This window comes from Ensifer sp. Root1252 (genome assembly GCF_001425885.1).
Classification (GTDB): domain Bacteria; phylum Pseudomonadota; class Alphaproteobacteria; order Rhizobiales; family Rhizobiaceae; genus Ensifer; species Ensifer canadensis.
The window spans coordinates 360,883-375,492 of sequence record NZ_LMDT01000001.1 but is presented as its reverse complement, the minus strand read 5'-3'; the positions used below and the strand labels follow the sequence as shown (position 1 = coordinate 375,492).

At 60.7% G+C, this 14,610-nt stretch carries 28 protein-coding genes and 1 tRNA gene; 12 read left to right on the top strand and 17 right to left on the bottom strand.

Features of this window, described 5'->3' with window-relative positions; genetic code table 11:
* The first annotated feature begins 4 nt into the window (after positions 1-4).
* The 8 genes from hisD (at position 5) to ASD02_RS01885 (ending at position 5,542) form a co-directional block, all read left to right on the top strand.
* Positions 5-1,309 (top strand): histidinol dehydrogenase, encoded by a 1,305-nt coding sequence (hisD, locus tag ASD02_RS01920; RefSeq protein WP_025425875.1) that lies wholly within the window; start codon positions 5-7, stop codon positions 1,307-1,309.
* Entirely contained in the window at positions 1,306-1,782 is a 477-nt protein-coding gene (locus ASD02_RS01915) for a UPF0262 family protein (RefSeq protein ID WP_025425876.1), read from the top strand. The genes hisD and ASD02_RS01915 overlap by 4 nt, the downstream gene beginning before the upstream one ends.
* A gap of 14 nt (positions 1,783-1,796) precedes the next feature.
* Positions 1,797-2,264 carry a low molecular weight phosphatase family protein gene (locus ASD02_RS01910; RefSeq protein WP_025425877.1) on the top strand — a complete coding sequence of 156 codons (468 nt, stop codon included), beginning with the start codon at positions 1,797-1,799 and terminating at the stop codon, positions 2,262-2,264.
* Between the two features lie 395 nt (positions 2,265-2,659).
* A complete protein-coding gene (gene infA, locus ASD02_RS01905) occupies positions 2,660-2,878 on the top strand; it encodes a translation initiation factor IF-1 (RefSeq protein WP_004435948.1) in 219 nt (72 codons plus the stop codon).
* Between the two features lie 50 nt (positions 2,879-2,928).
* Positions 2,929-3,549 (top strand): Maf-like protein, encoded by a 621-nt coding sequence (locus ASD02_RS01900; RefSeq protein WP_025425878.1) that lies wholly within the window; start codon positions 2,929-2,931, stop codon positions 3,547-3,549.
* A 5-nt stretch (positions 3,550-3,554) separates the two neighbouring features.
* Positions 3,555-3,764, top strand: coding sequence for a DNA gyrase inhibitor YacG (yacG, locus tag ASD02_RS01895; RefSeq protein ID WP_025425879.1), 210 nt, complete (start codon positions 3,555-3,557; stop codon positions 3,762-3,764).
* Between the two features lie 181 nt (positions 3,765-3,945).
* A tRNA-Phe gene (locus ASD02_RS01890) sits at positions 3,946-4,021 on the top strand.
* 207 nt (positions 4,022-4,228) lie between these two features.
* Positions 4,229-5,542: a PIN-like domain-containing protein gene (locus ASD02_RS01885; RefSeq protein ID WP_057219957.1), complete on the top strand. Its 1,314-nt coding sequence runs from the start codon at positions 4,229-4,231 to the stop codon at positions 5,540-5,542.
* Here the strand turns inward: ASD02_RS01885 and ASD02_RS01880 are convergent.
* From ASD02_RS01880 to ASD02_RS01815, 16 genes are all read right to left on the bottom strand, one after another.
* Positions 5,539-6,633, bottom strand: a complete 1,095-nt coding sequence (locus tag ASD02_RS01880; RefSeq protein WP_057219956.1) for a tyrosine-type recombinase/integrase — start codon at positions 6,631-6,633, stop codon at positions 5,539-5,541. The genes ASD02_RS01885 and ASD02_RS01880 overlap by 4 nt on opposite strands.
* Entirely contained in the window at positions 6,633-6,890 is a 258-nt protein-coding gene (locus ASD02_RS01875; protein WP_057219955.1) for a hypothetical protein, read from the bottom strand. The genes ASD02_RS01880 and ASD02_RS01875 overlap by 1 nt, the downstream gene beginning before the upstream one ends.
* Positions 6,891-7,259: an HNH endonuclease signature motif containing protein gene (locus ASD02_RS01870; RefSeq protein WP_057219954.1), complete on the bottom strand. Its 369-nt coding sequence runs from the start codon at positions 7,257-7,259 to the stop codon at positions 6,891-6,893. It lies immediately after the preceding gene.
* Positions 7,256-7,792 (bottom strand): hypothetical protein, encoded by a 537-nt coding sequence (locus ASD02_RS01865; RefSeq protein WP_057219953.1) that lies wholly within the window; start codon positions 7,790-7,792, stop codon positions 7,256-7,258. The genes ASD02_RS01870 and ASD02_RS01865 overlap by 4 nt, the downstream gene beginning before the upstream one ends.
* The gene (locus ASD02_RS01860) at positions 7,789-8,205 is read right to left on the bottom strand and encodes a hypothetical protein (RefSeq protein WP_057219952.1); all 417 of its coding nucleotides are present in this window, start codon (positions 8,203-8,205) and stop codon (positions 7,789-7,791) included. The genes ASD02_RS01865 and ASD02_RS01860 overlap by 4 nt, the downstream gene beginning before the upstream one ends.
* Entirely contained in the window at positions 8,202-8,405 is a 204-nt protein-coding gene (locus ASD02_RS01855; protein ID WP_057219951.1) for a hypothetical protein, read from the bottom strand. Before ASD02_RS01855 ends, ASD02_RS01860 begins: the two co-directional genes overlap by 4 nt.
* Entirely contained in the window at positions 8,402-8,662 is a 261-nt protein-coding gene (locus ASD02_RS01850) for a hypothetical protein (protein WP_057219950.1), read from the bottom strand. The genes ASD02_RS01855 and ASD02_RS01850 overlap by 4 nt, the downstream gene beginning before the upstream one ends.
* Positions 8,659-9,768 carry a phage Gp37/Gp68 family protein gene (locus ASD02_RS01845; RefSeq protein ID WP_057219949.1) on the bottom strand — a complete coding sequence of 370 codons (1,110 nt, stop codon included), beginning with the start codon at positions 9,766-9,768 and terminating at the stop codon, positions 8,659-8,661. Before ASD02_RS01845 ends, ASD02_RS01850 begins: the two co-directional genes overlap by 4 nt.
* The gene (locus ASD02_RS01840) at positions 9,761-10,003 is read right to left on the bottom strand and encodes a hypothetical protein (RefSeq protein WP_057219948.1); all 243 of its coding nucleotides are present in this window, start codon (positions 10,001-10,003) and stop codon (positions 9,761-9,763) included. The genes ASD02_RS01845 and ASD02_RS01840 overlap by 8 nt, the downstream gene beginning before the upstream one ends.
* Positions 9,996-10,166 carry a hypothetical protein gene (locus ASD02_RS39110; protein ID WP_164474902.1) on the bottom strand — a complete coding sequence of 57 codons (171 nt, stop codon included), beginning with the start codon at positions 10,164-10,166 and terminating at the stop codon, positions 9,996-9,998. Before ASD02_RS39110 ends, ASD02_RS01840 begins: the two co-directional genes overlap by 8 nt.
* Positions 10,159-10,674 carry a hypothetical protein gene (locus ASD02_RS01835; RefSeq protein WP_244494166.1) on the bottom strand — a complete coding sequence of 172 codons (516 nt, stop codon included), beginning with the start codon at positions 10,672-10,674 and terminating at the stop codon, positions 10,159-10,161. The genes ASD02_RS39110 and ASD02_RS01835 overlap by 8 nt, the downstream gene beginning before the upstream one ends.
* Positions 10,675-10,729: 55 nt before the next feature.
* Positions 10,730-11,116, bottom strand: coding sequence for a hypothetical protein (locus ASD02_RS39105; RefSeq protein WP_063978321.1), 387 nt, complete (start codon positions 11,114-11,116; stop codon positions 10,730-10,732).
* The gene (locus ASD02_RS01825) at positions 11,113-11,442 is read right to left on the bottom strand and encodes a hypothetical protein (protein ID WP_057219947.1); all 330 of its coding nucleotides are present in this window, start codon (positions 11,440-11,442) and stop codon (positions 11,113-11,115) included. Before ASD02_RS01825 ends, ASD02_RS39105 begins: the two co-directional genes overlap by 4 nt.
* 1 nt (position 11,443) lies before the next feature.
* Positions 11,444-11,719 carry a hypothetical protein gene (locus tag ASD02_RS01820; RefSeq protein WP_057219946.1) on the bottom strand — a complete coding sequence of 92 codons (276 nt, stop codon included), beginning with the start codon at positions 11,717-11,719 and terminating at the stop codon, positions 11,444-11,446.
* Positions 11,719-11,892: a hypothetical protein gene (locus ASD02_RS39100; protein ID WP_164474901.1), complete on the bottom strand. Its 174-nt coding sequence runs from the start codon at positions 11,890-11,892 to the stop codon at positions 11,719-11,721. The genes ASD02_RS01820 and ASD02_RS39100 overlap by 1 nt, the downstream gene beginning before the upstream one ends.
* 79 nt (positions 11,893-11,971) lie before the next feature.
* On the bottom strand, positions 11,972-12,187 hold the full coding sequence (locus ASD02_RS01815; RefSeq protein ID WP_057219945.1) for a hypothetical protein: 216 nt from the start codon (positions 12,185-12,187) through the stop codon (positions 11,972-11,974).
* A gap of 187 nt (positions 12,188-12,374) precedes the next feature.
* On the opposite strand from ASD02_RS01815, the gene ASD02_RS01810 reads away from it, so the two are divergent.
* Positions 12,375-12,554 (top strand): hypothetical protein, encoded by a 180-nt coding sequence (locus ASD02_RS01810; protein WP_057219944.1) that lies wholly within the window; start codon positions 12,375-12,377, stop codon positions 12,552-12,554.
* A gap of 1 nt (position 12,555) precedes the next feature.
* On the opposite strand, the gene ASD02_RS01805 is transcribed toward ASD02_RS01810, so the two are convergent.
* A complete protein-coding gene (locus tag ASD02_RS01805; RefSeq protein WP_057219943.1) occupies positions 12,556-13,356 on the bottom strand; it encodes a LexA family transcriptional regulator in 801 nt (266 codons plus the stop codon).
* Between the two features lie 94 nt (positions 13,357-13,450).
* Between ASD02_RS01805 and ASD02_RS01800 the strand changes: the two genes are divergently transcribed.
* From ASD02_RS01800 to ASD02_RS01790, 3 genes are all read left to right on the top strand, one after another.
* Positions 13,451-13,687, top strand: a complete 237-nt coding sequence (locus ASD02_RS01800; RefSeq protein WP_057219942.1) for a hypothetical protein — start codon at positions 13,451-13,453, stop codon at positions 13,685-13,687.
* Positions 13,688-13,926: 239 nt separating this feature from the next.
* Positions 13,927-14,364: a phage regulatory CII family protein gene (locus ASD02_RS01795; protein WP_244494165.1), complete on the top strand. Its 438-nt coding sequence runs from the start codon at positions 13,927-13,929 to the stop codon at positions 14,362-14,364.
* Positions 14,361-14,609 carry a hypothetical protein gene (locus ASD02_RS01790; RefSeq protein ID WP_057219941.1) on the top strand — a complete coding sequence of 83 codons (249 nt, stop codon included), beginning with the start codon at positions 14,361-14,363 and terminating at the stop codon, positions 14,607-14,609. Before ASD02_RS01795 ends, ASD02_RS01790 begins: the two co-directional genes overlap by 4 nt.
* Position 14,610 lies beyond the last annotated feature (1 nt).

Sequence of the window (14,610 nt, the reverse complement as noted above, 5' to 3'; positions counted from 1 at the left end):
TGCGTTGGCAATCAGGCTGAACTATCTCGACGGTAACTTCGAACAGCAGTTCGCGGCATTCCTGACCACCAAGCGCGAAGTTTCCGAGGACGTCAACGCCGCGGTCAAGGCGATCATCGACGATGTTCGCCTGCGCGGCGACGAGGCGGTGGCGGAATATTCCGCCCGCTTCGACGGCATCGACTTTGCAACGACCCCGATGGCCGTCAGCGCCGAGGAAATCGATGCGGCGATCCAGGCCGTTGAGCCGGAAGTGCTGGGCGCGCTCAAGGTTGCCGCCGTCCGCATCGAGGCGCACCACGCCCGCCAGCGGCCGAAGGACGATATCTACGAGGATACGATGGGCGTCGGCCTCGGCTCGCGCTGGACGGCGGTCGACGCCGTCGGGCTTTACGTGCCTGGCGGCACGGCGAGCTACCCAAGCTCGGTGCTGATGAACGCGCTGCCGGCCAAGGTCGCCGGCGTCGAGCGCATCGTCATGGTCGTGCCGGCAAACGGCGGCAAGATCAACCCGGCGGTGCTGGCAGCTGCGCGTCTGGCCGGTGTCGAGGAAATCTACCGTATTGGCGGCGCGCAGGCGATCGCCGCCCTTGCTTATGGCACCGCGACCGTCGCGCCGGTGGCAAAGGTCGTCGGCCCGGGCAATGCCTATGTCGCCGCCGCCAAGCGCCAGGTTTTCGGCACCGTCGGCATCGACATGATTGCTGGCCCGTCCGAGGTGCTCGTCATCGCCGACCGCGAAAACAATCCGGACTGGATCGCCGCCGACCTCCTGGCGCAGGCCGAGCACGATGTCGGCGCCCAGTCGATCCTGATCACGGATGACGCGGCCTTCGGCGAGGCGGTCGAAGCGGCGGTCGAACGTCAGCTGAAAACCCTGCCGCGCGCAGAGACCGCATCGGCGAGCTGGCGCGATTTCGGCGCGATCATCCTGGTGCCGGACCTCGAAAAGGCCATACCGCTTGCAAACCGCATTGCCGCCGAGCATCTGGAGCTGGCGCTTGCCGATCCCGAGCCGATGGTCGCCAAGATCCGCAATGCCGGCGCCATCTTTGTCGGACGCCACACGCCCGAAGTCATCGGTGACTATGTCGGTGGCTCGAACCACGTACTGCCGACGGCGCGCTCGGCGCGGTTCTCCTCCGGTCTCGGCGTTCTCGACTACATGAAGCGCACGTCGATCCTGCGCCTCGACGCGGAGCAGCTTCGCATCCTCGGCCCTGCAGCAATCGCGCTGGCGCGGTCGGAAGGCCTTGAGGCTCATGCGCGCTCCGTCGCCATTCGCCTCAATCTCGGGGATGCGGGATGAAGGCAGACCGCAACCAGCGCCTCTGCGACGTCGTATTGGACGAGACGATCGGCCGTTCGACGCCCGACGTGGAGCATGAGCGCGCGGTTGCGATCTTCGACCTTCTCGAAGAAAACCTGTTCGAACCGGTCGGCCACCCGGGCGGCCCCTACAAGCTCAACCTTTCTCTCATGGACGCCAAGCTGGTCTTTGCGATCTCCACCGAGAAAGGATCTGACGTCGCCACCCATATTCTCTCGCTGACGCCGTTTCGCCGGATCGTGAAGGACTACTTCATGATCTGCGAGAGCTATTACGAAGCGATCCGCTCGGCGACGCCGAGTCAGATCGAAGCGATCGACATGGGTCGCCGCGGCATCCACAACGAGGGCTCGCAGACGCTGATGGACCGCCTGTCGGGCAAGATCCGGCTAGATTTCGACACCGCCCGCCGCCTGTTCACGCTCGTCTGCGTGCTCTACTGGCGCGGATGACGGCGGAGACCGGGATGACGGCAACCGCGACGCCTCAACCGACAAGGCCCCGTTCCGTTCTCTTCATGTGCGGCATGAACGCAATCCGCTCGCCGATGGCCGAGGCACTCGCCAAGGCCGCCCTGCCGGCGGGAACCTATGTCACCTCCGCCGGCGTGCGCCACGGTGAGCGCGATCCCTTCGTCGATGTCGTGCTCGACGAGATCGGCCTGTCGATCGGGCGGCATCAGCCGCGCACCCTGGACGAGCTCGAGGACGACTATTTCGACCTCATCGTCACGCTGGCGCCCGAGGCCCATCACATGGCGCTGGAATTGACTCGCTCCATGGCCGTCGACGTGGTCTATTGGCCGACACCTGACCCGACGGTTGCCACCGGCACGCGCGAACAGATTGTCGATGCCTATCGCGCCGTTCGCGATCACCTTGCCACTCTGATTAATCGCCGTCTGGTAGTAGCGCCCGCGGGCGAAAAAGCTTAATACCAACCTGCGCTGATATTGACCTATTGCGTGCGACCGTATGCGGTCCTCCGGCAAGGAGCATATCTGAGAGCGATGCCTGGGCATCGGTCGAGGATTGCGACGCTGCCGGCGGCCGACAGACGGCCCACCCGAAGGGCCGGGCGCTTTTGGTCTCCGACAGCGTCGACAATCCTCACCGGACTGCTCGGGTCCGGTTGCGGTTTTCTCCTTGCCGGAAACCAAAATCGCTCCGGCGCAATCGATCAATATCAGCGCAGGTTGGTATAAGGCAGTACAAAAGCTGAAAAGCCGGCGCAAAGCGGTTCACAAATCCTCGTCGATTGTGTAGTTTCCGGCGAATTTTTCGGGATGCGTGTCGTATCCCCGAACAAACACAGAAAGAACAGTCCTACATGGCGAAAGAAGAAGTCCTCGAATTCCCGGGCGTGGTCACGGAATTGCTTCCCAATGCGACCTTCCGCGTGAAGCTCGAAAATGAACATGAAATTATTGCCCACACCGCAGGCCGCATGCGCAAGAACCGTATCCGCGTTCTGGCCGGCGACAAGGTGCTCGTCGAAATGACGCCCTATGACCTGACCAAGGGTCGCATCACCTACCGCTTCAAGTAAACCGCCCGACAGGTGGCTTCATCATATTTCTGGGGTGACGGCGCGTTCCGATGACAACGGCTCAAAAACTGATACTGGCGTCCGGTTCGCCGCGTCGCGTCGAGCTTTTGGCCCAGGCAGGTATCGAGCCTGCGCGCCTGATGCCGATGGATCTCGACGAAACGCCGAAGCGCTCCGAGCATCCGCGCTCGCTGGCGCGTCGTCTCTCGGCTGAAAAGGCCAAGGCGGCGCTGGCTGCGATCAAGGGTGAAGCCGGTTGGGATGGCAGCTATATTCTGGCGGCCGACACCGTCGTCTGCGTCGGTCGGCGCATCCTGCCGAAGCCGGAACTCGTCAGCGAAGCCTCGAGCGCCCTGCATCTTTTGTCGGGCCGCAGCCACCGCGTCTATACCGGTGTTTGCCTGATCACACCCGACAAGACGTTGCGCCAGAAGGTGGTCGACACCAAGGTCCGCTTCAAGCGCCTTTCCGGTTTTGACATCGAGAGCTATCTTGCCTCCGGCCAATGGCGCGGCAAGGCAGGCGCCTATGGCATCCAGGGCATTGCCGGCAGCTTTGTGGTCAAGCTCGTCGGCTCCTACAGCAACGTCGTCGGCCTGCCGCTCTACGAGACGGTCGGCCTGCTGGTCGGTGAAGGCTACGACGTTCACAATCGCTGGCTGGAAGGCTGAAGGCAGTGACTGACGAAGACAAGAAAAGCGGCTCGAACGTAGCACCTCTGCGCGCCCCGCGTCCTTGCCCCGAATGCGGCCGCCCATCGCACCGCGAGCACTATCCCTTCTGCTCGGACCGCTGCCGCAATGTCGACCTCAACCGCTGGCTCTCGGGCTCCTACGCCATTCCCGTCGCAGACGACGAGGCGAAAGCGGACGACGACGATCGCTGACCGCGATCTGCCTGAATATCCACGGTTTTTTGGCTTTTTCCACTAACTTTGAAATTCCTGCCAAAAAACTTTCATTTGGTGCTGGACACCGCCGAACAAGATGTTATAACCCCGCTCGCTTCCGGGGCACAGACAACGCCCCGAGGGCTCCGAGAGGAGCCGCTGCCCGCAACGGCAGGATGCCCGGATAGCTCAGTTGGTAGAGCAGCGGATTGAAAATCCGCGTGTCGGTGGTTCAAATCCGCCTCCGGGCACCATCACTAAAATCAACCATTGATTTTATTGTGATTTATAGCCCTAAACGTCCAGAAAACTTACACTACCCTAAAAAGCTGGACACTTCTGTTCTCATTTTGATCCGAGTTCTCTACCGCGCATGCTGTGGTTTCATGAGTTCTCGTCTTGCAACACGCGCGTGTCCGCTCCAATGTCGGCTAAACAGATTCTGGAGTAGATTTGCCGCAATGCGCGATATGTTCCCTGGCTTCTACCGACCGTCAGAGGTGGACTACAAAAGGTTCTTCGAGAAGGGGATCTTTGTTCTCGATACTAACGTCCTTCTGAACTTCTACCGCTATCCGAAGGCGGCGCGGGATGAGTTCTTCTCAGTCTTTGATGAGATGAAAGACCGATTGTGGATCCCATACCAAGTCGCGCTGGAATTTCAGCGCCTGCGCCTCAAGGAAATAGGTGGGCAGAAGAGCAAATTTCATGAGGTTCGAAAGGCGGTAACTGACGCTAGAAAGAGCTTCATGACGCTCCAGACAGAACTTCATAATCGGCACTCGCTTATAGATGCCACTGCGCTCGTCGACGGTGTCAAGGATCATGTCGATCAGTTTCTGGCGAAGCTGGAAACGCTTGAGCAAGAGCAACCGGATGTGCACGAGGATGATCCAGTGCGAAGCCGGATAGAGACCATTCTGAGCGGGAAGGTAGGGCAGCGGCCATCGCAAAAGGACGTCGACGAATTCACTAGAGACGGAGACACTCGATATAAGGCCGAGGTTCCTCCGGGGTTCGGAGATGCTAAGAAAACAGACGTCTATTCCTATGGCGGCGTTCGCTACGAATCAAAGTATGGAGACTTGATCCTGTGGCGGCAAATTCTCGATCATGTCCGAAGCGTTGGGCCGGCCGACTATATCTTCGTCACGGACGACAAAAAACGCGATTGGTGGTGGGATGTCGACGGAAAGACAGTCGGGCCGAGGCCAGAACTAGCGGCAGAGCTTGCTGAGGCATGCGCGGGTAGTTCGTTCTATATGTACAAGCCCGACGCATTTCTTTCGCATGCAAAGAGCTTCTTGAAGACTGGCGTCGACGAGCGCACTATCTCTCAGGTGAGAGAGGTTTCTCGGCAGACGGAGTACGAAGAACTATCACATCAACATGCGATGCGATCCGCATTTCTAAAGAATCGATTCCCGAACTGGGAGATAAATAAATTCGTACCAGGGTCCGATATTTCGCTTCTGCATAATGTTCTATTCGATGAGTATCTAACAGTATTGTGGTCGAGCGCCGATAAAGAAGGCCTTCGCCTAACGTTGAATTACGTGCGCGGAGATCGAGCTATCAACGAAATTGACGGGCGTTATCACTATGTGGCCCTCTCAATTCCTGACTGGGCCGTTCAAGCTGACAATCTCAATGACTTGGCGAACAGCGCTCGCAGCCCATCATCCGGTGTGACGATCGGGATCCTAGCACAGACGCCAGAGCGCTTGGAGTTGATCGTCGAAAATAAGAGCGGCGATTGGCCTCTCTACATCTAGGTCAAGTCATCATCGTCCAATACCGTCTTGTCGAGTAGCTCTATTGCCGACCGAGCCAACACCTTCTGACGGGCAGATTTCGTATACCTAGTGACCTCTTTCGACGTCGTGTGGCCGGTCATCGACATGATCTGATGTTCGCTTGCGCCGCGATCGGCGAGACGAGCGGCGGATGCTTTGCGCAGGCCGTGCGCGGAGCACTGGGGCAGGCCCGCTTCATCGCAGCGCTTGCGGAACCAATTGCCAAAACCGTTGTTGGTGAATGGCTTCTTGAACTCGGTCACTAGCAACGTCAGGTCACCGCACGGGCTCTTGTCGATGATGTCGGCAAGGGTCGGATGGATGGGGATCGACAGGGTGACGGGTTTGCTTCGGCGGTTCTTGAACTGTGTGAACCGTAGCCATCCCTTTGAGATGTGCTGCTTGCCGAAGAGCACGATGTCACTGCGTCGCTGGCTCGTGTAGAGCATGAGTGCAAGCGCCAGACGGGCTTTCGAGCCAATGTGGTGGAATGCCTCGAACTGCTCGATCTCGGCCTCGGTCCAAGAGTGGAAGCCGTCGCCAGTCGATTTGAAATAGTCGACGTCGCGCGCGGGGTTCGTCAGCGCCAGTTCAACATCCTTGCTGGTTGCCCAGTTGAACACGGCTCGAAGAGCCTTTACGCGACCGTTTGCGGATTCTGGGACTTCTGCCTTGCGGTCGCGAAGAACGCGAACGGCCTTCGCGCCAAAGGCTGATAGTGGCATGTCCTCGAATAGTTTCGGCGACCCCGGTTTGGTCGGCTCTTCCCATATGTTCTCGATGATGAGCTTGCGCACCTTTCTGGTGCTAGCTTCCATCTGTTTGTAATCGGATGATTGGAAGTATTGCTCGCACAGCCAACGCAGCGTGCCTTTGGTCGACATCTTGGGTCCGACCTTGTCGGCCTTCAACTCGCCATTGAGAGCCTGAAAATAGGCGGCTTCAAACTCCGGTAGGCCTGGGTGACCGGGCAGGCGGATTTTACGCTGGCCTTTGCGGCGGAAGTAGAATCGCAGCACGCCGTCGGTCGTGTCCTCGACCAGGTATTTGCGTCTGAGCTTTCTTGGCATCAGGTCTCGACATCCCATTCGCCGCCTTCGTCGACGTCTCCACCAGGCAGGCGGTCAAATGCCCGATCGAGCTGCAGCCGATCCCAGACGGTGCGTCCGTTGGGCCTCTTCGGCCGGGGCATCCTGCCATCCTTCACCATTTCGTCAAAGAGGGTGGTCGAGACGCCTACATAGGCAGATGCTTGCTCTCGGTTCAAACCGCGCACAGCGGGCAAGGGGATTGCTGTGACGCGTTCTCTGTGTGCAACGGTTGCCAACTATCGTATCTCCTCGCATTCGAGCGCTGGGCCGCCGTTTTGGCCGATCATGCCGGCGCGCGCCCTGTCGCGGCGCTTCTGGTTTTCCTTGTGCGTCACTAGCTCGGTGTGTGCCGGGTCCGGATTGATGCAGAGACGGTTGCGGCATTTGTGGTCGAGCTGCTTCTTACCGGGGATGTAGCCGTGCTCGTTGGTCCACATGACCAGGTGAACGGCGACCGTCTGGCCGCCGAGCGACATACGCGGATAGTTTTTCCCGCGGCCCTTGCTGCCTGACGTTGGGCCCTGCCAGAGCCAGCAGCTGGTCACGGGGTCGATGAAAACCCGCGCCATGATCTTTTCGAAGATCTCCAGACGCCGGCCGTTCATCCGTGTTGCCTCCACGCGTCGAATTCGTCGCGCAGGTCACGCCAGCGGGCAGCGGAGGCTGTATCTTCATTCAGCTTACCTCGCGACGACACGTTGAGCAGCGAGCGAACCCGGGTGTTCACGCGTTCGTCGGTCAACGGTCTTTCCAGTCCGTGACGCTCCTCGAGGAATTTCTTGAAGGCTGGTTCCTTGCACTTCATCGCGCATTCAGCGGCGTAGTTCTTCGGCGCATCGCGGCCTTGATAAAGCGCGAGCTCGCGGGACTTACTGGCGAGGCGCTCGACCAGGCGCTTGTAGATCGCCAGTAGGAAGCCAATGTCCGCGTGGGCGTTTGTTAGGAAGGCTTCATCCTGATAGCCGCAATCTTCCGTCATGGTGACGACGGCCACCTTCGGCGTGCCTTTCAGCAGCCGGGCGCATAGTTGCGGATGGCGCCGGCCGCTGACTTCGTGCGACCAGTCAAAGCTTGCCTCGTTGTGGCGCGCGCGGATCTGGTCAAGGCGGATCTGGTCGGGTGAGGGGGCTAAGCTCAATGCCGGCTCCCCTGCAGGGCTCGCAGCATGGCGATACCGATTGCGACGGCCTCGATGTCGTGCTCGCCGACGGCGATCGGGCGCGCCTCGCCGGTCAGTGTGCAAAACTCCGATGCATAGATCTGGCAGGCGAACATAGGCTCGTCCGTGCGCATGCGACCCTTGGCGGTGCAGCGCCCGTGTCCTGGCAGCGCACGTTCGGCGAGGGCAATCGCCGCATCCAGCGACGCTGTGTAGTGCGGCACCATCGGACAGCCGTTATCGGTTTGGCTTGTGTGAAAGCCATGCGGAGAGGCCGTGCCGACGTGGACATACGCGGTTCCGTAGATGGCGTTGTGGATCTCGCCGTCCAGGCGCCGGTCTGGCAGCAGCGCAAGCTGCAGGGTGTCGATGAGGCTTTCGAAGTTCGTCACAGCAGCCTCCCGCCCGGACGCACCTGGCAATGGTTGCAGACGTGGCGCCAGGCGCCGGCGCGCTTGTCGACTTTCCAGCCGTCGGCGCGGGCCGTCGCGATCATCTTGGCGAACTCGGGCTGCTCGTAAGTGTCGCGCCGCTTGGCGGGGCACTCGTCGCATTTCAGGAAGGATTTTCCGGCTTCGATCGCGACGGTCATGGCTGTTCCCCGATCGTGATCTGGCGGATGCGCGCGACGATGTCAGCCGCTTCGTCCCGGCGCTCGCTGCAAAGGCAATCTAGGTTGCGGACCATGAGGCTGCATTCGAGGGTGCCGGTCGCCGGGTCGGTACTGCTGCACTCGCACTCAATGCCCTTATCGAGTGTCTGGCTGGCGGCGGTGATCGCCATCTCACGCGCGAGAAAGAAGCCTTTACGAAACGCGCCGATGCGGCGTTGTTTATCGCGCTTTGTCATCGGCGGATCTCCGGAAATCCGTTGTGCTCGACGCCTCCGAGCAACCTGCCGGCACCTCCTTTGCCGACCTTCGTCATGCCTTGCTCTTGTTCCTGGTAGGTGTCGGCCATCACCCACTGCTCGCGGTCATCCCACGAGCCGTTGGTTTCTTCCCAGCGATTTTCGTCTGGATCCCATACGCAGGTTTCGAAGCGGCTTTGCTCTGGGTGGTCGGCAGGGCGTGTTGGCGAATCTTCGAGATCTGGCAGCCAAGAGCCCCACTGCTTAAACAAGAACGGAACGCCGGCTGCGGCGCTGAAGTCGCGTAGATCCATCGCCCAATGCGGATGCATCGGCCGGGGGCCATTCTCGCCGCCGACGACCACCCATTTCAGCCTGTTGGTTTGCTCGCCCGGGTCGCCGATCAGTGTGTCGCCCAAATCGTAGATCTGCCCCGATAGAGCATCGAGGTGAGCTTTCACGCCTGCGTAGGCAGGGTGATCGATCACAATGCGCCTGGGATCGATAGGGCCGAGTAGCGGTTCGGCACTGATCCAATGCAGGGCGGCCGGCGTCTGCAGGAGGATCGGAATGCGTTCGTTGGCGCGCTTTTGATCTTCTGTAGAGACCCCAAGCCACACGTTAGGCAGGGGCATGTGTGACCAGCGGCCGGGCGACGGAATGGGGAATGGGAGTTGCACTTGTGCGGCCATAATACGATGTGACATCAGGCTACGGGTCAGGTAATCCCGCATCCGCTCAGGCCGCTTCGTTAGCACTTGGAACGTGTGCCAGTGAGCCGCAGCCATGACGGCAAAGACTTGGTCAATCCACTCGTCAGGCACGCCTTCGGCGAACAGATCGCCATGGGCGCAGACGAAGATCATGCGCGGCTTTCTCCAGCGGAGCGGCTGGTCGAGCCACTGCGGATTGAAGCGTACTTCGCCGCTCCAGACGGGGCCGGCCTTGGTGTTGCGTGTCAAGCCTTCGCGGCTGGCGTGATTCTTGAGCCGCGAGCCGGCGAGCTTCATCGCGTAGCAGTGGGTGCAGCCGGGGGAGACGATGGCGCACCCGGTGATCGGGTTCCATGTCGCGTCGGTCCACTCGATCTTGGTGCCATCAGCCATTGAGTTGGTTCTCCGGGCCAAGGCCTGCGTATTCGTTCACGCAAGCGCAGATGAGGAGGGCGAGCGTCTTGACCTGGTCGTCAGGGTGGTAGCCGTTACTGTCGACGGTGAAGACGTCGCGGTCATCGGCATCGAGAACGACGCCGCAATCGGTTTCGGACGGGCGCATCGGCAGCTTCACGCCCTGGTCAAGGAAGGCTGCGCGAAGGGCGATCGGGCTTTGTGCCTCAGCCATTGGCTACCTCCCGGATCAGCTTGACCTTGCGGATATCGCCGGCCGAAACGCGGCGTCGCTCGATCGCGATGTCGCGCGCGGCCTTGGCATCGACGGCCTCGATATCTAGCGGCGCGACTTCAGGGTCGTGGAAGTGGATGCGGAAGGGCTGCAGGTCAGCCATGTGCGCCTCCCGGCAGGGGTGAGCGAATATCCTTCGGCTTCGATTCGTGCTTGGCGCGGATCTGATCGGCTTTCGACCAAACACGGTTCAGTTCGGCCTCTCGCGCCTCGTCGAGGTCGATGCCGTGCGCGTTGCATAGCGCCGCTAGAGTCACTTCGACGCCGCCGACCTCCTGGCGAGGATCGCCCACGGGGCGGTTGAACACATAGTCGACAAGCTTTCCCGCGTCCTCGGCGGTCGCGCCGCAGGACTGGGCTAACTCTAGCGCTTCCTCCAGAAAGCGAAAATTGCGCTCGGCGGCGTCATAGGGAATGTCGTTGCCGAAGCAGGCGTGCATCCAATGGCCGACGCGCTTTTGATAGGGAAGTGTCGTGGGCGGGCGCAGGGTGAGCTTGTAGGCATCGAGGACGATCTCCAGCGTGAGCTGGTAACGATTGAGGTTCCCCTTATCGAGGATCAGCATGCCGACCACGCGGTGGGCGATCGTGGTGATGTCCATTTCGGCCATGCTTTTCGCCATCTCGGCGACGATGGCGGAGCGGCGTACGGTTTCGTCCGTCATATCAGTACCCCCTGCCTGGGTTGTCGCAGTAGCCGTGCCGATCGTAGTGCTCGTGGAAGCGCCACCAGCCGGAACGGCTGGCGTCGATGACCGGTGTCAGCTTGCCCTCGAAGAGTTCGAGCTTGCCGGGGATCTTCTGCTGCTCGGCCAGATGCGCAGCGGCGTTCTCAACGGGCCGCACCCGGTTGAGCAGGTAGCAGCCGGAAATACCTTCAAGCCAGATTACGGCGGAGTGGCCGGAAAGAACCTCGGCGCGGCTGCGGGTGGTCGTCTCCACGATCTCGCCGCTGTCTTTCTTGACGCGGACGGTCGCGCCGACAGCGTTCTGCCCGTTGAAGGCGTCGCATTGCGCCTGGAGCTTCACGGGGTTGGGGCGGGGCGCCTTCATGCTGCGACCCTCCAGTCGGCATCCTTGCGGCCCTCGATCGCCTTCACGTGCATCGAGATACGGGGCAGCGACACGTGCATGACGTGGTAGGCGCTGCGCTCGAAACTGCGGACGGTGTGGATGATCTTGCGGGTATCGGGTGCAGGCGCGCGGCGCTGGCTCTCCTCCCATTTGTGCATACGCAGGCGCAGGTAGCGCATCATGCTCGGCAGGGGCACGCCGAAGCGGACCGCCAGTTCGCGCGCGGTCTGGCCGCGTTCCCAGAGGCGGTGCACGATCGGCTCGGCCGGGATCGTGCCATAGAGGGGGTAAGCTGCGTGGCCCATGTTACTTGCTCCTGTCCTGCGCTGCTCTCGCGCGCTCTGGGATGGTGAAAAGGTCGAAATAGAGATCCTGGAGATGCGCCCGATCGATGCCGTGGCGTTCTGCGATTTCGAGGTGAGTGCGGTGCGGGTGCACCAGGCAGTCGACGAGGGCGAGTTGCTCGGGCTTCGTCAGCTTGGCGCTCATCATTTGGCGCAGGACGAAAGAGGCACTCGACGACGGGAGGGCGCGCGGCACAGGTGCCGCCGGATTGTGGAAGCGAAGGAGGGTCGCGGTCATCAGACGCGAGCCTCCGACGCAAACTGCCATTCCTTCTTGAAGGCAGTGCCGCCGGCGAGGGCGGCCGAACCGATCATCATCATGCACAAGACGAGGATGACGCAGGCGAGAAAGAAGCGGCTCGGGCAGGCCTGGAGCCTTGCCTTGTGATAGCCGGTGAAATGCTCATTCATGACCAGAGGCTCCGATTGGGGGACGGGAAGGGAAAACCTTCGATGTCGGCCCAAAGGCCGACGCCGAAAGCGTTCGGCCTCAGGCGGCGTGGCGGGCGGCGATGCGCACGCGAATGTGGCGGGCGGACTGCTGAAACGCGAGTTCGCGGGCGGGGTCGCCGTATTTGATGAGCTGCTGCTGCGTGAAGCCTTTGAGCTTCAGCGCGCCTTCGGTGCAGCCTTCGCCGAGCAGGCGCATGGCGTCGGCCATGGAATGAATGATTTGGGTGGGGGTGTTGCCGAGCGGGTTTTGCATGGGTGTCTCCTCATCTGCAAACTGCGTACGAGGGACATCGGTATACGCATGATGCGTAAATTGCAAGTGCGTTTACGAGAAGTGCGTAAAAAGAGGAATTGATAACGCCCGTTAAGAATCGACTCGACACGTTGACGTGTTCCGTGTTTCTGTTCGCGTTATGTTCTTGCGTAGCGGAGACAACAGCATGATCAACGACACCGAAGACGTTCAGCGTGTTGTGGTTCGCTCACCCGAGGTTGGGCGCGAAACGAGAGAAGCCCCCGCTGATCAGGTGACCGGCGAGGGCGACGATAGGTGGGTGCTCGATGGTGCGCTGGAAGTCAGTCGGCGCTTTGAGTTTTCAATGACGCGGGTTTCCCGCTGACTCATCTGCGGGCGATGTGGCCGCAGACCCGGCCGATAATCGTCAGGCGTTCCAGCTCAACCGTGAACGTCTCCAGTGCCGGATTGTCAGAGATAATGCGCACCTGCGGCGGATCGCTAAATGGGACCCGCTGCAACCTCTTGATTTGAGGTTCGGTTTGTCCGTCACTGATTGCATAGACCGTATCAGTCAGCATCGAATTCTGCGCCAGGTCGACGATAACGCGATCCCCTGGAAGATACGTCGGCATCATTGAGTCTCCGACGATCTCCATGATGAGCGTGAAGCCGGGCGATACCTTGGCTTCGTTGCGCAGGTAGCTCTCAGGGATAAGCCATTCAGCGACGACGCGATGTCCGGCGACGGTCTCGCGGCCGACTGGAAGATTGATCACCTCGCCGACCGAACCGAAGCCAGCGCCGAGTTTTACGTCGACCTCTGGGACCGCGCCATCAATGCTCGGGTGCCAGTGCTCGCGGCTGTAACTAAGGTCGCCTTCGGCGCCGTCGACTTCCGCGCTGTCGGGATCGAAACTTGATACGAAAGAGCTGGGGAGACGCGTGAGTGCCCAGACGTCCTTTGGCTCTATCGGCGGGTTCCCGCGACCTTTCAGGGCTTTCAGCAACTTTCCGGCCAACTCAGTGCTGATCGAAGGCTTCCTGTATTCGTCCGGGTTCTCGTATCTCTGGATGCTGGATGCGCGGCTATAGCCCATTTCCCGAGCTAGCTCGTCCATGGACATACCGGCGCGCTCGCGAAGCTTCCGCCACTGATTTGAGATGTTTTCGCTGGTGTCGCTCATATCACACCTTTACGCGAAACACGTTTACGCATTCCACGTTGACATGATTACGCACTCTGCGTATGACTCCCTTGTCCAACTTGAGGAATGAACCGTGTCTGCATCCAATCCGGCTGAGATCGTTATCTCGAAGTTCGGCGGCCTTACAAAAACTGCTAAAGCGCTGTCGACCGACGAGAAGCTCTTTCCTGTTTCGACCGTTCAGGGCTGGCAGGACCGGGGCAGGATACCTCAGGGCCATTGGCCCGCGCTCATCGCTGTGGCGAAGCGTGATGCTGTTGATCTCGACATAGGTGATTTTCTCGGCGTCTCCATTGAGGCGGCCGAATGATGACGTTCCCAAAGCAAGGCCTGAACCTCCTCCCTCTCCCTGGCCTTGCCACCTGGCAGGGACGCGCCGTTCTTCGGCGCGTCCCTGTCTCTGTTTTTCCATCTGCCTATCCATGTGGTCCCCCTTGATCTGATGGGCTGACCCTACGCGCGGGCCTCTCGCGCTTCACTGAATCCTTATCCGGTTTTCTTTCCTTGCTTTTTTCGCGGGGTGTTTTCGTGCGTTTTGATGAACCTCTCATGTCCCTGAAAGGGGCGACCGAAGCGAGCTTCAAGCTCGGCGGCGGCCTGACATCGTTCGCGCTGCTTGCGCGCGTCGGGGTCTCGACGCTCTCCAAATACGCCTCGGTCAGCGAGGAATTTCGCGAGAACGTTGTTCCTGTCGATATCGCGGTCGAGGCTGACCGGCGGGCAGGATCTCCCATCATCATTGGCGAGGCGGCAAAGCAGCTCGGTTTCGAGCTTGTGCCGGCGTCTGGGCAGGCGGCGGCAAAACCGGTGACCGAGGCGGACGCGCACCGGGTGCTGAAAGAGACCCTGGACGTCTCGCAAGCGATCATAGCGGCGCGGGCCGACGGCAGGGTCGACAGCCTGGAGCGCAAGCAGATCTCGCAGGAGGCACGCGAGGCGATCCGGGCACTGCAAGCGGTGCTTTCCGGGTTGGGGGAGGAGCCGTGACCCCTTCTACGCTCGACGTTCGCCTTTCTCCTGAGGCCCGCACCTTCCTTCGTGCCGTCCGCTATGCGGGCGGTTCTTTGTGTATCGAGGACTGCCGAACCGAACCACGCGTGCGGGAATGCGTGACTGCCGGTGTTCTCGCCTTCGCTGCCTTCGTCGGCGGTCCCCTTGGCAAAACAGAGACCGGCGTGGCGCTGACCGGCAAGGGCCACGCCTACCTCGATCGCCTGCTGAGGGCGCACTGAT

Bases quoted from the DNA above. Each gene is read 5' to 3' on its own strand.
- ASD02_RS01915 (WP_025425876.1), top strand. From the start codon at position 1,306: ATGAAGGCAGACCGCAACCAGCGCCTCTGCGACGTCGTATTGGACGAG.
- ASD02_RS01910 (WP_025425877.1), top strand. From the start codon at position 1,797: ATGACGGCAACCGCGACGCCTCAACCGACAAGGCCCCGTTCCGTTCTC.
- infA (WP_004435948.1), top strand. From the start codon at position 2,660: ATGGCGAAAGAAGAAGTCCTCGAATTCCCGGGCGTGGTCACGGAATTG.
- ASD02_RS01900 (WP_025425878.1), top strand. From the start codon at position 2,929: ATGACAACGGCTCAAAAACTGATACTGGCGTCCGGTTCGCCGCGTCGC.
- ASD02_RS01885 (WP_057219957.1), top strand. From the start codon at position 4,229: ATGCGCGATATGTTCCCTGGCTTCTACCGACCGTCAGAGGTGGACTAC.
- ASD02_RS01880 (WP_057219956.1), bottom strand. From the start codon at position 6,633: ATGCCAAGAAAGCTCAGACGCAAATACCTGGTCGAGGACACGACCGAC.
- ASD02_RS01870 (WP_057219954.1), bottom strand. From the start codon at position 7,259: ATGAACGGCCGGCGTCTGGAGATCTTCGAAAAGATCATGGCGCGGGTT.
- ASD02_RS01855 (WP_057219951.1), bottom strand. From the start codon at position 8,405: ATGACCGTCGCGATCGAAGCCGGAAAATCCTTCCTGAAATGCGACGAG.
- ASD02_RS01850 (WP_057219950.1), bottom strand. From the start codon at position 8,662: ATGACAAAGCGCGATAAACAACGCCGCATCGGCGCGTTTCGTAAAGGC.
- ASD02_RS01845 (WP_057219949.1), bottom strand. From the start codon at position 9,768: ATGGCTGATGGCACCAAGATCGAGTGGACCGACGCGACATGGAACCCG.
- ASD02_RS01840 (WP_057219948.1), bottom strand. From the start codon at position 10,003: ATGGCTGAGGCACAAAGCCCGATCGCCCTTCGCGCAGCCTTCCTTGAC.
- ASD02_RS39110 (WP_164474902.1), bottom strand. From the start codon at position 10,166: ATGGCTGACCTGCAGCCCTTCCGCATCCACTTCCACGACCCTGAAGTC.
- ASD02_RS01835 (WP_244494166.1), bottom strand. From the start codon at position 10,674: ATGGCCGAAATGGACATCACCACGATCGCCCACCGCGTGGTCGGCATG.
- ASD02_RS39105 (WP_063978321.1), bottom strand. From the start codon at position 11,116: ATGAAGGCGCCCCGCCCCAACCCCGTGAAGCTCCAGGCGCAATGCGAC.
- ASD02_RS01825 (WP_057219947.1), bottom strand. From the start codon at position 11,442: ATGGGCCACGCAGCTTACCCCCTCTATGGCACGATCCCGGCCGAGCCG.
- ASD02_RS01820 (WP_057219946.1), bottom strand. From the start codon at position 11,719: ATGACCGCGACCCTCCTTCGCTTCCACAATCCGGCGGCACCTGTGCCG.
- ASD02_RS39100 (WP_164474901.1), bottom strand. From the start codon at position 11,892: ATGAATGAGCATTTCACCGGCTATCACAAGGCAAGGCTCCAGGCCTGC.
- ASD02_RS01815 (WP_057219945.1), bottom strand. From the start codon at position 12,187: ATGCAAAACCCGCTCGGCAACACCCCCACCCAAATCATTCATTCCATG.
- ASD02_RS01810 (WP_057219944.1), top strand. From the start codon at position 12,375: ATGATCAACGACACCGAAGACGTTCAGCGTGTTGTGGTTCGCTCACCC.
- ASD02_RS01805 (WP_057219943.1), bottom strand. From the start codon at position 13,356: ATGAGCGACACCAGCGAAAACATCTCAAATCAGTGGCGGAAGCTTCGC.
- ASD02_RS01795 (WP_244494165.1), top strand. From the start codon at position 13,927: ATGTCCCTGAAAGGGGCGACCGAAGCGAGCTTCAAGCTCGGCGGCGGC.